This is a genomic window from Achromobacter sp. JD-1 (assembly GCF_038594925.1).
GTDB classification, from domain to species: domain Bacteria; phylum Pseudomonadota; class Gammaproteobacteria; order Burkholderiales; family Burkholderiaceae_B; genus Achromobacter; species Achromobacter spanius_C.
Genome location: NZ_JBCGCS010000031.1, coordinates 49,630 through 62,314, shown reverse-complemented (window position 1 = coordinate 62,314; position 12,685 = coordinate 49,630). Strand labels below are relative to the sequence as shown.

Sequence of the window (12,685 nt, the reverse complement as noted above, 5' to 3'; positions counted from 1 at the left end):
CGCTGAGCTGCTGCCGCATCGGTGGCAACCTGCTGCATAAGCAGAACCGTCAAGGGTGTGTTCAGCAGGCGCTTACGTTCTCACGACGATTAGTCGCAGAAAGATGGATCGGCAGGTCGGATTGGATCTGCCGACACTGTTGACAAGCGCAATCGAGCTGTAGATACGGCCGCAACGCGCTCACACGTCGACTTCTCGGACGACTGGCTTCCTCAAGCACCCTTCGAAACCAGTAGCACTGCCACCGAAGCCAGAAAACCCAGCAACACCCGACGAAAAGCTTCCTCACTGAGGAACGTGCGCATTCGCCGACCAATGAACATTCCCAACGCCATCGGCACTATAGCCAGCATCGACATCGAAGTCTCCACAAGCCCCAGACGACCGTAGTAAGCAAGCGCCAAGTAGAGCGGTATCATCCCGAACAAATAAATGATGCTAATACTGCCTACAAATTCATCTCGCGGAAGCTTGAGCGCGAGCAGGTACGTGATGATGAATGGACCCGTCATTGAAGACAATCCTCCCATCATGCCTGCTAGGATGCCGACGGCAACTCCCAGCGGAAGCTCCTTTTTCCTCGGTATCGCGCCCTCTGGCTTATACATCATCAATACAACGGCACAGATCACCGAGGCCGCGACCAGCAAGCTCAGCAAATCTGTCGGAAGTGCGAGTGACAGCCGCACCGACACCACCGTACTCACTAGTAAGCTTAGCGATAGCCATTTGAAACGGGCGGCATACATGATTGGCTTGTCGGCCTGGATCGCCTGCCAGAGATTGGAGATAAGTACTGGAACCACGAGCAAGCTGATTGCAGTCGGCGGCGGTAGCACCAGCGACAATAGCGGCACCGCAAAGAGCGGAAGGCCCACTCCCAAGGTTCCCTTCACCACGCCTGCTCCCAAGAAAGCAAGCCCGGCAAACCCTAGAAGTGCTAATTCTGGGACACCACCGAGGGTCCACGGCAACTGGGACAGCAACTCCATATTTGTCTCATCCATCGTATGCGCACGTAGAACTGGCGCCGCACGGCTCTTATGTCCGCGATGGATAAGAATATTAGAGATCTAATATTATTGCAATGTTGCCGCTGCGTACCGCCCCGAGGATGGTCGAGACCAAGTTGACCGGATAGCGCACGGTTCTCGCTCTACCGAGCTCATTCGCGGACTATCTGCAGACTCTTCACTCGGCCGCGGATATCCTGCGGGATAGCTCTCGGGTAGAGGGAACTTTGCGTTCTGCGTTCTCGAGAGCAGCTTCGTCTTCCGCTAGATTGGTAATTATCGACAGCAACACTTTGCGAGTCGTCTTAATTTCAACCGCGGTCAGACCACGAGTTCCAATAGTGTTGATCTCTTCCGCGAGTGGCACCAGCTTCTTTTTCAGCGCTCGACCGTTCCGCGTCAGAAAGATGTGAATGTTCTTGTTGTTTCCAGGCAAGTGCTTGCGCTCAACGTAGCCGAGCGACTCCATCGCTTTCATTGCCGAAAACGTTGTCGGTTCCATCACGCCGGCCTGCTCACTTAGTTCCCGCTGCGTCAAGCCGTCCTGCTCCCAGAGGATTCGCAGGAACGTCCAGTGGCCGAACGAAACATTATGGTCCGCCAAACGGACCTGGAGGCCACGAACGAGAGCACGTGTTGCGTCTTTGATAAGGTGCGCGAGCCTGTCGTCTGGAACAGCCTCGCGCCAGTGATCTAATACATTCCTGGTTTCTTTTGAAGTCATCGGCTCTGTGAGGTAACGAGTACTTAGATATCGAAAAATGATACCCGAAACCCCCTTACGCCGGCTGCCATAGATCAACCTTCACGCATGGACCTGGATAGAAAGACATCCTGTGACAACCGGGACGACTCGATCATCGCAAGGCAGATCTCCAGTGTGCCTCTGGCCCACTCCCCACCATGCAAACACGGCTTCCCATATCGCACGGCAGCGTAGAGCTCGTCGATTACCTCGGCTCTAGGGACCGCCGGTTGCTCAATCTCGATGAAATACTTTCTGTCGTCTTCGTAGACGTATATGCCGTCTGGAAGCGGCCTTAGATCCCCCTTTTCGCAAGACACGAGGACGGGGCCGAAATGTTGATGTAGGGATGAAGGCAGCGTTTCCCGTGTAGGCGGCGTGTAAGCGATCCCGCCGTATGTGCTTGCAGCTTTTAGCGTCGACTCCTGAGCAGGGTCAACGATCGCCTTCAGACGTCGCCGAGCCTCGCCATAGACTTCGGACGACTTGCGTTGCCCCATCTCACCTGTCCACCCCATCCATTCGTCAGAGTCGAAATGTCCGTACCCGTTGTAGCTGAGCGAAGCATATGCCCCATCTCGGAACCACATCAATGCGCTGTATGCACCTTCTGTCGGTCGACCTTTGTCCCAATTTCCCAGGGCACTTCGCACGCGCTCTGGTTCCTGGCATGCCAATAGGCGCACAATGTCGACTTGGTGTGCGGCTTGGCTGAAGACAGCCCCGCCGCCCTGCTTAGTATCCAGCTCCTCGGGCCGCCGCGGTCGCCAAAGATAGTCTGTGAAATTCAATGCGTGGATCATGCGCACGGCACCGAACTGCCCTGATTGCACCAATTCGCGGGTTTTTAGATAAGGCGTATCGAAACTATGGCAGTGGCCAATCAGAAGATGCACACCAGCCTTTACACAGGCATCGATCATCGTGTCGCATTCGGCCAAGCTAAGCGCCATGGGCTTTTCCACCAAAACATGCTTTCCATGCTCGGCAGCAATCTGCGTATGTCGCGCGTGAAACTGATGTGGGCTAGCGATGTAGACGATCTCCACCTCGCCGTCAGCGGCTAGAGCTTCTACGGTCTCGTAGGCAGGTCGTGAGAAGTCTTGGTTGAACTGATCCCTCGCGGCATCGCGTGGATCGCATCCAGCCACAAGTTCGACTCGGTGGTCTGCTAGAAAGGTTGGAAGCATTAACGAGAACGCTCGTCCAAGGCCAACCACGCCGATGCGCAATTTTTGGATTTCCATGATATCGGCGGATTTCGATTACAGGTCGAGAACAAGCTTTTCGCAAGTTGCCCTAGACACACACACCATGATCTGTGATTCCTGCTCTTCCGGTAGCAAAACCATGTCACGATGATCTGCTGTTCCTTCGAGCATTGTCGTTCGACAGGATCCGCATGTCCCACTTTCGCATGAGTATCCCACCCGAGTACCCGCAGCGAGCAACACGGACAATATCGACTTACCCACCGGAACCTCGAACGTCTTACCTGATCTGGCGAGCTCGACCAAAAAGGACTTGTCGTCCGGCTTCTTTCCCCCGCCCTCCAAAAAACTTTCAAAGTGGATACGATTCGGCGACCAATGCCCTGACATATCCCTAACAGCCTCCATCAGGCCTCTCGGGCCACAGCAGTACACATGCCCGCGGTTCGGCTTCTCAAGGATTGGCCACAGATCAAAACAGGCATTCGCATCACCACGATCATGGTGTATCTTGACGTTTGACCTATATGAATCCGAGCCCAATTCTTCGAGAAATGCCGTCGTCTCGGGAGCCTGGCTCAAGTAGTACAACTTCCAAGGCGCCGGGGGCAGCTCGCCGAACGATCGAATCATCGACAGCATGGGCGTGATGCCGATTCCCCCCGCAATAAAAGTAAGCGCGCCCGGATTTTCAACCAAGGGAAAGGCGTTATCAGGAGGCGATACCAAGACGGTTTCGCCCTCTTTGGCCTCGTCGACCATGCTTATCGACCCCCCCCTCCCCTGAGCCTCACGCTTCACCGTAATGACATACCGGTAGCGTTCAGATGGGTCGTTGCACAACGAGTACTTTCGCCACTCTCCATTGGGAACCTGAATCTTTATGTGGGATCCAGCTGAAAACTCCGGCAGCTCGGTGGCATCTTCACGTGCCAACTCGAATGAACGTATGCCTTGTGCTGCCTGGTTCGAGGCAACAATCTTGAGCGGAAAAACCGCCGCTTCTTGAGAATTTGAATCTGCCATGACTGCCTCCTCGGACGGGAAGATTCTTCCTCCCGTCCCACTTCAAATCTTGTAAGACTCGTACGTGCTGGGATGGAATAATTCCTCAACCGGAACGTGACGGGACGACAGCCCCTGCGCATGATGATGCCGCGTGAATGCTTCCAACGTGGGCAAGCTCTTTTCAACCCCATAGGCCCAGAAGTCAGCACCCAAGGTGTCCTTTGCTGACTTCAATTGCTCCTCCACGAATGGCAGGGTCACCTTCGTGGCTGAGGTGTCGGAGAGCTTATCAAGCGCTGCAAATTTAGACTGCTCGAAGGCCTTCAGCAGCGTCCCTGGTAGCCACGGGTGTTGTTCAACAAGCGTCTTTCGCACCCCGACTACATGCATGATCGGGAAGACTCGAGTTCGCCTGTAATAGCTTTTGGCGGCATCAGTCGGGTCGTCAAATAACCAACCAATGTTAGGGTTGAGGCGAGCATTCCCAGACGGAGCCCGCGGAGCCATAAAGCCATCAATCTCCCCGCGATCCAGCATGTCTGAGATCGTCACATCAGCTGGTGCGTCGATCATCTTTACGCTGTCCGGCAGCTTCAACTTGATCTTCTCCGGCCGGCCAGGCTGATCAATCCCCCCCCGGACCCAAGTCACGTCAGACGGTTTGACTCCATAGTCCTCCTCCAAGATCGCGCGGGCCCACACGTTCGCAGTCAACTGATACTCAGGAATTCCGATACGCTTTCCCTTAAGGTCTTCGGGGTTGCGAATTCTGTCCTTACGAACGTAAATCGAGGTGTGCCTAAACGCGCGGGACAGAAAGACAGGAATGGCAATGTAAGGGCACTGTCCGGCCGCATGCTTGACCAGGTAGCTGGAAAATGACAGCTCACTAACATCAAAGTCCTGGAAGCGGAAAGCACGAAAGAACATCTCTTCCGGGCTCAGAAGTGCAAACACAGGATTTACGCCATCTATCTGCACAGCGCCGTCATACAGCGCCCGATTGCGATCATAGTCGCCCATTGCGATAGACAATTGAAGCTTAGCCATGCTCGGTTCCCCTATGCTGTGGTTTCGTAGTTGCTTTCAAGCTGAGGACCCGAACCGGCTCCGTACACTGGCTTCGCGTCAAAGTCTCGCCAGTCGATGTTCTTGGGGACGATAGCTTGGAATGAGCAGACAGTGACCGGAATCTGCTTATCGCCAGTGCCGATCGCAGGCTTTCCGCGCGAGAATTCCTGGACCGCTTCGAGCATCTGGCGGCGGAACTCGACGATGGCCAGGTCGCTGGCTCCGAGGCGATCGTCCGAGCGGTTAGCGATTGGCCCCATCGTTACCCACATTGCGATGTCCTGATTTGGGAAACCCTTGATGCCGGTGAAGTTGCCAGCCTTCATGGCTTGGCGGTCCTGCCAAAAGCGGTTCTCAACATTTCGTAGCGGGCGGTATCGCTCATCAAGGTCCGAACCGATGCTGGTGCCCAAAAACTTGCGCCACGTTTCGGTGTCGGGCGTCGTGGCGCGATCGCCCCAAGCGATGAAATAGAAGACCGAATTGGTGTCATCCATTGGAACGTTGACATTCGCCACGTTGTACAGATTGTTGGGCGGGATCAATACGGTGCCCGGTGCTACGAATACTGTGGACCGAACGTAGTCGGTCTGCGCCGCATTCGTAATTGGTCGGCGAATTGCCGCGTAGCGAAAGCCGTATGAAGTGCGGTGAACCTGCATCCGCGGGGCCTTGTCCGTTGACGGCCTCAACCAATTCTTGTCGGTCGCCTCCGCTCCACCGACTCTTGCCGGCACGAAATCCGACGAATGCAGGCTGGAGCTGTGGGCCGAATCGATGGCCCCTTCCAAAATCTGGGCCCAGTTGCAAGGAATCAATACCTTCGCAATGCTGACTTTCGCTGATTTCTCTGGCGCCCAGGGGGGAGGCACAAATGCGGGAACATTGGCTTGGTCCCCCATAAACGCCCAGATCACGCCTCCCCATTCCTCGACTTTGTAAGCTTTGTGCTTTACCTTTTGGGCCATGGTGCTGGCGGCCGGTTCCGAGACCATCTCTACGACTGTCCCTTCAACATCCATCTTCCAACCGTGATAGAGACAGCGCAGTCCACAGTCTTCGTTTCGACCGTAAACAAGAGAAACCCGCCGATGTGGGCAGTATTCATCCATCACGCCTACTCGCCCTTCGGTGTCTCGAAACACGACAAGATCTTCGCCGAGAATTCGTGCGTGAACGGGATCTCCATCCGGTTCGCTCACTTCTTCGCTTAGACAGATCGGTGTCCAGAACTTTCGCATCAACTGGCCCATTGGCGCGTCTCCTTCCACGCGGCAGAGCAGTTCGTTCTCTTCATTCGTCAACATATGACCTCCTCATCCTCAGATCTCTCAGCACGCACCTACGTCGTGGCGGCAAGAAAATTATATTAGAGATCTAAGCATTTTTTCAAGTCGAAAACTTTTCCTGATTGCGGTGGCCGGTCAATTGGCCTTGATACCCGCATCCTTGATCGCGCTCTCGTAGCGCTTCCCCTCTGCCTCAATTGCACCCCGGTAGGCTTCCGGAGTGCCGCCTACAGGCTCTATTCCAAGGGTGTTGAACTGCTTCACCACAGCGGGATCTTTCACCGCCTTTGCGATTTCTTCACTCATGCGTTTGACTGCGAATGGAGGTACTCCCGATGCCCCCAACGCGCCCACCGTGACAGCGAAGTCGAATCCCGGAACGATCTCGGCAATAGCGGGAACGTTGGGAGCAAGCACAGACCGCTTTCCGCTGTTGGTCGCAAGGATCTTTGCCTGTCCCTTTTCCGCGAAGCCAGACAGTGACGGAAGCGCTGCGAACACCACATCGACCTGCCCCCCGATCATCGCGGGAACAGACTGCCCCGAGCCGCGGAAAGGAACGTGGGTAACCTTGGAATTGAGGGCAACGTTGAGCGCCTCCATAGTGAGATGATGCGTGCTTCCCACTCCGGAAGATCCATAGTTCATCTTCGCACCATCGCGCTTCGCGCGATCTACAAACTCCTGAAGCGTATTGATATTGCTCTGGCTGTTAGACGCCAGAAACAATGGAGATGTGGCGATCAACGAGACGGGAACAAAATCCCGCTTTGGGTCATAGGAGAGGTCTTTGTACAGTGCGGGGTTGATGGACATCATGGAGCCATCGGTCACGAGGTACGTGTAGCCATCGCGCGGGCTGCTGGTAAGCGTCTGCGCGGCTATCACACCATTGGCGCCGGGCTTATTCTCCACAACGACAGCCTGACTGAGATTCTGGCTGACGCGCTGAGCAACGACGCGCGCGACCGTGTCCGGAAGTCCGCCTGCGGCGTATGGAACGATGAAGCGGATGGGACGATCTGGGAACTTCGCTTCGTCGTTGGCGAAAGCGGCTTTCGACGACGTCACGGCGGAGAGAATGGCTATGAGTGCAAGCCCCAGACGAGCGGCATGACAGGATGCGGGGAGCTTCGAAAAATTCTTGAACATGTTTGTCTCCATTAGGTCTGCGCCTTCTCGTAAAGGGAAGTTCCGACGTTCTATGTCGTCTGGAACATCCCAAGCGCGTACCGAGAATAATATTAGAGACCTAAGTATTGTTCAATAAATTGATGCGCGTCTACCCGTTCACGTTTTCCCTGAAAACACACCGCCAGCGCAAGCTTTCGCGGGACGAGCGCAGGCGTCCCTGCGAACAAACGCAGGGACGCTAAAGGACTTTTGTCGAGCGAAACTACTCAGAAGCCAATGAACGCTCAAAGAGATGAAATGCTGAGTTTGCCGCAGGCACTCCGCAGTAGATGGCCGTCTGCAGCAGTACCTCTTTTATCTCATCCGTAGATACGCCATTGTTCTTTGCCGCGATGAGATGTAGCAGGAGTTCCTCTTGGCGATTTAGGGCAACCATCAGACCAATAGTGATGAGACTACGCGTACGCCTCGGCAATCCATCCCGCGTCCAGATCTCTCCCCACGCATAGCGCGTTATGAGATCTTGAAAATCCGTGTTCACTGAGGTGCGATTATCTAGAGAGCGCTGTACGTGCGTGTCCCCGAGCACCTCGCGCCGGACTGCCAATCCTGCCTCATATCGGTCATGTTCATTCATCGCCTTCCTCCACCTCCTGCTCGACCTGGCGGCCCATGTTTGGCCCATTTACGCGTAGCTGGTATCTAGCCAGCACAGCATCGACATAGCTCATAGACTGGCCGCAATAGTTGAGCGGACTTAGCAACTCGACAAGCCGCCCATGGGATAGAAATTTGGTTACCGCTCTGTCTTGTGTGAGCACGTCTAGCAATGAGAGCTCTGACTCTACGGCACGCTGAGACGCCTTTTCGAGCAATTCGTGCGCTGAACTTCGCCCCATGTGTCTTCCGAGCTCAAGCATTACTGCTTCCGCCTGAATCACGCCTCGGGTCAAATTTAGATTTCGCATCATTTGGTCTGAGTGCACTTCCAGCCCTGACATGATGTCGGCAGTCGTCGCTACGGCGCCACAAGCTATCAATGCGAGCTCTGGCAAAACATCCCACTCGGCCTGCCACCCGCCTAGCGCCCGTTCGTGCTCTTGAACCATGCTGCTGAAGATGCTCGAGACCAGGTGTGGCGCCTTTACACCTGCACTGAGCACAGCCGCACAACCAACGGGATTTCGCTTATGCGGCATGGTAGATGAGCCACCCTTACCTCTGCCGCTTGCTTCTGCGACCTCACCGACCTCCGTCTGAGCCAGCAAGCTCATATCACGAGCCATCTTGGCGCAAGCTCCAATTAGCATGCCCATGAATGCCGCCACGGATACGAGGCGATCCCGTTGGGTGTGCCAGGGAATGTCTGGCAGCGACAACCCGAGATTGCACGCCAGAGAACGAGAAACAGCAGGCGCGTGCTCTCCCAGACTAGCCAGCGTGCCCGCCGCGCCACCAAACTGTAAGACCGCGACGCTTTCTTGATGCGTCACGAGGGAATCATGTAATCGACCGACGGCGTCTAGGTACTGAGCGAATTTCAACCCGAAAGTCATTGGTAGAGCCTGCTGCAACCACGTCCGCCCCACTGTCGGCGTACTACGATGCTCTATCGCCTGCGCAGCCAGGCTTGATGCAAGACGGTCCACTTGCTCCCGAATAATCACGAGTGATGCACGCAGTTGCAGTACGAGCCCCGTATCGATGATGTCTTGGCTTGTGGCCCCCCAGTGCACGTATCCGGCTGCCCTGCTATCAATGCGCCTCACCTCTGCCGTGAGTTGCCGAACTAGCGGGATTGCCACATTCCCGCCAGCAGTGGCACCCTTTCTCAGGGCGTCCATATCGAACAAATCAGCGCGACATGCGGTCACTATCGGAGCAACAACATCACCCGGAATGACACCGCTTTCAGCGCAACTTTTTGCCAATGCAGCCTCGACATCGAGCATAGCCTGCAGCGTTTCGACGTCAGACCAAACAGCGTTCATGGCGGGATGGCCGCGTAGCAGATCTGTCAGCGTGCGCATCGTCGCTCCATCAGTAGTCAAAGAAAACCGTCTCTTCTGGACCTTGAAGATGGATGTCAAATCGATATAGCTTCACACCCGCTCTATCGTCGAGTTTCGCGATGAGAGTCTGTCGGCGAGCAGAAGGAACACTGTTAAGCACTGGGTCATCATCATTGGCTGCGGACTCATCTTCGAAATATAGCCGCGTGAACGCGTGCATCAACATCCCGCGCATGTGGAGAATTATGTCGATATACGGAGCAGAACCGACGCTAACCGATCCAGGTTTGATCGTACGTATCACGAACCTGTTTCCCTCTTCTGTGCCGGTTCCGACTCGACAGAAGCCAGAGAATCCCCGAGCGGCCGCGTCGTCTTGACTGGCAACGTATTGGCCCGCGGCATCCGCCTGTAGGGTCTCCACAATGGCGTCACCCACAGCACCGCCGCTACCGTCGTAGACCGATCCCATGACAATGATGTGTTCGCCGATGGCGTTAGGCGCGGCGGCATTCGCGGTGAAAAGGCTCTTAAAATCAAAGTTGTATTGCTCGGGACAGAGTCCGTAGGCAAAAAATGGACCGACCGTTTGAGATGGGGTCTGTTTGAGCTCACTCATGATCACTCCGTAGGCGTCTGGCGCACACCGCGCAACACGATGTCAAATTCGTAGCCGAGTGCCACCCCTTCCTGGGTCGCTTCGAGAGAAAAACGTGCTACGAGGCGGTCACGCGCATGTTCTGGAACTCCCTGGAATATCGGATCCAGCGAGAGCAATGGATCGCCCGGAAAGTACATCTGCGTCACTAGCCGTGAGGCAAAGTACTGACCGAAAAGAGAGAAGTGAATATGGTTGGGACGCCAAGCGTTGCTATGGTTTCCCCACGGATATGCACCCGGCTTGATAGTGGTAAAGCGATATCGCCCCTGATCATCCGTAATGCAGCGACCCGCCCCGAGAAAGTTGGGGTCAAGCGGTGCGTCATGCTGGTCACCCTTGTGTACGTACCGACCAGCCGCGTTGGCCTGCCAGATCTCCACCAGTGTGTGTCGTACCGGCCTGCCTGATTCATCGAGCACACGGCCCGTCACAATAATTCGCTCGCCGATGGGCGCGCCATTTCTAGCCGCGTTGACAGTTAGGTCATTGTCCCAATCTCCGATTCGGTCGTTCCCGTACACCGGCGCGAGCCGATTGCCAAGTGCCCCTTTGAGCGGCACTAGCGGCTGGGATGGGCTTCGCAATATGGAAGATTTGTAGGCGGGATGCCTGTATGGAGGATTTGCTTGCCAATCCCGCGGGGTGAGGAGGATTGCGTCTTCTTTGCTCAAAGTGTTCCCCATTTCATAGACTGAATGGGATGACTTTAACCATGGCTCAAAGTTATATATAGTGATCTTTTCTACCTGAAAGCAGTCCGATAAGTTATGGATCTAGACATCCAAGGCAATCGAATCAAACTTCGGCACCTTCAATGTTTTATAGCGGTTGCCCAGTTGCACAGCCTACAAAAGGCGAGTGAAGCGCTTTCCATCACACAACCTGCCGTTTCCAAAACTCTGGCGGAACTGGAGACGGCGACTGGCACCAGGCTGTTCGAGCGAGGGCGAAAAGGAGCTGAACTTACCGATCAGGGTCGAATGTTTGCCCCCTACGCGAATGCGGCCCTCTCGGCTCTCCAAGAAGGCGTGCAAAAGCTACAAGGAGGAAGTCACCGAGTGCCATCTATCGTGCGCGTTGGGATTCTTCCCACCCTTGCTCGTGTGTTGTTCCCTTCGGCCTTGGCGGCCTTCAGAAGGTCTTTCGTCGCGGTCAGCATCGAAGTTCATACCGGCCATAATTTGGAACTGCTTCGAAGCCTCAAGGCGGCTGAAGTCGATTTTGTCGTAGGCCGGCTTGGCGAGCCGTCGTCCATGACCGGCATGAGTTTCGAGCACCTCTTTCGAGAGCCACTCACGATTGTCGTCCGCGCGGGGCATCCCATACTCCGCGGCCCCATAACGGCAAGCACGCTCGCCTCCTACGACCTTGTTTTGCCCCCTATTGGCACACTCATTCGCCAGTCTGCGGACAGCGTACTCGCTGCATTAGGTGCACCAGAGCGTGCATCAGTGATCAGCAGCCTTTCGGTCTCCCTAAACCTCCAACTTACCCTTCACAACGAGGCGATTTGGTTCGTTCCGGCCAGTTTGGTCGAGAGCTACGTGATCGACGGTGAACTGATGCGCGTTCCGATGCCCGCGGGTGGAACTGATGAGCCAATAGGCCTACTGAGGCGCACCGACGTGGCGCTTTCATCCCATGGAGCCGCGCTCTTCGAGGCGTTCAAAGCCGCGGGCATGGAACAAAATCGCCGACGCAGTGCTTGAACGCGGCCTGCAAATCAACAAACAGTTCCTTCGCCTGCACGAATAGGCGATACGGTGCGAAAAGTGGGTCATGGAGGGGAACTACACGAGCTGCATTGATCAACGGCTCGAGCGCGCCACCGGCTTCATCCTGCTCGATGTGTCGACAGCCACCAGCCTCTTTCGATACTTTCGCCGAACCTTGTTCGAACGCGACCGGCACGGCGCGCTTGAAGGAAACCTGGACTCCCTGAAATGGCGAATGATCAGGCACATAACAGTTGCCACCCCGGCCAACCGACGGCGTTATGCAGAGATGTACGAGAGAATTGTCCTGCCCAAACTGAAACTGGCGACGATGTCGGACCTCAGGAACTTCTATCGAGCAGAGCAACTGAGCGTCTAGGCAGTGCATCGGGCTCGGATTCCGGAGCTTTAAGCCCGTATTAAAAAACCGCTTCGGGTCGCAAGCGGCCGGACGTGAGCGCGGTCATCCTAGGGTTGCGGTGGGGGAGACCGTCAATCTCCGGCCATCGTCCGGAAACCGCTGGCGTGCTTACTCGACGGTAGACCCATCCCTCCTTACTGAGCACGGTCACAGCCGCTACTGCCAGCCACCGTATAGCCAAATTTACCTGCTCCGGCTTCAAAGTCGCGCGATCTGCGAAGTCTGTGCCCCAAATCGAGGCCGCTTTCGGTAGACGCGGAGTTCCACTTATGAATGCGAGGCTTCCATGCCCAAATGCGCTGCTGTGTTGACTCTTCAGGGATAGAGAGTTCCAAACTCAATGACAGAAATTCCAAACTCAATGAAATTCGACAATCGGGCCACCCCTCAAATATGTAACAGCCG

Annotated in this window: 13 protein-coding genes; 2 read left to right on the top strand and 11 right to left on the bottom strand. The window is 55.4% G+C overall.

Features of this window, described 5'->3' with window-relative positions; all coding sequences use genetic code 11:
* Positions 1-212: 212 nt before the first annotated feature.
* The 11 genes from WBR68_RS29080 to pcaH all read right to left on the bottom strand — a co-directional run bounded on the left by WBR68_RS29080 (position 213) and on the right by pcaH (position 10,815).
* A complete protein-coding gene (locus WBR68_RS29080) occupies positions 213-992 on the bottom strand; it encodes a sulfite exporter TauE/SafE family protein (RefSeq protein WP_050449597.1) in 780 nt (259 codons plus the stop codon).
* Positions 993-1,191: 199 nt separating this feature from the next.
* A complete protein-coding gene (locus WBR68_RS29075; protein WP_050449602.1) occupies positions 1,192-1,737 on the bottom strand; it encodes a MarR family winged helix-turn-helix transcriptional regulator in 546 nt (181 codons plus the stop codon).
* A gap of 74 nt (positions 1,738-1,811) precedes the next feature.
* On the bottom strand, positions 1,812-3,005 hold the full coding sequence (locus WBR68_RS29070; RefSeq protein WP_050449596.1) for a Gfo/Idh/MocA family protein: 1,194 nt from the start codon (positions 3,003-3,005) through the stop codon (positions 1,812-1,814).
* Positions 3,006-3,023: 18 nt separating this feature from the next.
* Positions 3,024-3,995, bottom strand: a complete 972-nt coding sequence (locus WBR68_RS29065; RefSeq protein WP_050449595.1) for a PDR/VanB family oxidoreductase — start codon at positions 3,993-3,995, stop codon at positions 3,024-3,026.
* A gap of 42 nt (positions 3,996-4,037) precedes the next feature.
* Positions 4,038-5,027, bottom strand: a complete 990-nt coding sequence (locus tag WBR68_RS29060; RefSeq protein WP_050449594.1) for an ABC transporter substrate-binding protein — start codon at positions 5,025-5,027, stop codon at positions 4,038-4,040.
* A gap of 11 nt (positions 5,028-5,038) precedes the next feature.
* The gene (locus WBR68_RS29055) at positions 5,039-6,355 is read right to left on the bottom strand and encodes a Rieske 2Fe-2S domain-containing protein (protein ID WP_050449593.1); all 1,317 of its coding nucleotides are present in this window, start codon (positions 6,353-6,355) and stop codon (positions 5,039-5,041) included.
* Positions 6,356-6,472: 117 nt separating this feature from the next.
* Entirely contained in the window at positions 6,473-7,489 is a 1,017-nt protein-coding gene (locus tag WBR68_RS29050; RefSeq protein WP_050449592.1) for a Bug family tripartite tricarboxylate transporter substrate binding protein, read from the bottom strand.
* 244 nt (positions 7,490-7,733) lie between these two features.
* On the bottom strand, positions 7,734-8,108 hold the full coding sequence (gene pcaC / locus WBR68_RS29045; RefSeq protein WP_050449591.1) for a 4-carboxymuconolactone decarboxylase: 375 nt from the start codon (positions 8,106-8,108) through the stop codon (positions 7,734-7,736).
* Positions 8,101-9,501 (bottom strand): 3-carboxy-cis,cis-muconate cycloisomerase, encoded by a 1,401-nt coding sequence (locus WBR68_RS29040; RefSeq protein WP_050449589.1) that lies wholly within the window; start codon positions 9,499-9,501, stop codon positions 8,101-8,103. The genes pcaC and WBR68_RS29040 overlap by 8 nt, the downstream gene beginning before the upstream one ends.
* 10 nt (positions 9,502-9,511) lie before the next feature.
* Complete coding sequence (pcaG, locus tag WBR68_RS29035) at positions 9,512-10,102, bottom strand: protocatechuate 3,4-dioxygenase subunit alpha (RefSeq protein ID WP_050449588.1); 591 nt, start codon at positions 10,100-10,102, stop codon at positions 9,512-9,514.
* A 2-nt stretch (positions 10,103-10,104) separates the two neighbouring features.
* On the bottom strand, positions 10,105-10,815 hold the full coding sequence (pcaH, locus tag WBR68_RS29030) for a protocatechuate 3,4-dioxygenase subunit beta (RefSeq protein WP_230695977.1): 711 nt from the start codon (positions 10,813-10,815) through the stop codon (positions 10,105-10,107).
* 96 nt (positions 10,816-10,911) lie between these two features.
* Between pcaH and WBR68_RS29025 the strand changes: the two genes are divergently transcribed.
* Complete coding sequence (locus tag WBR68_RS29025) at positions 10,912-11,853, top strand: LysR substrate-binding domain-containing protein (protein WP_050449585.1); 942 nt, start codon at positions 10,912-10,914, stop codon at positions 11,851-11,853.
* A gap of 70 nt (positions 11,854-11,923) precedes the next feature.
* A complete protein-coding gene (locus WBR68_RS29020; RefSeq protein ID WP_050449584.1) occupies positions 11,924-12,238 on the top strand; it encodes a hypothetical protein in 315 nt (104 codons plus the stop codon).
* Positions 12,239-12,685: the final 447 nt, after the last annotated feature.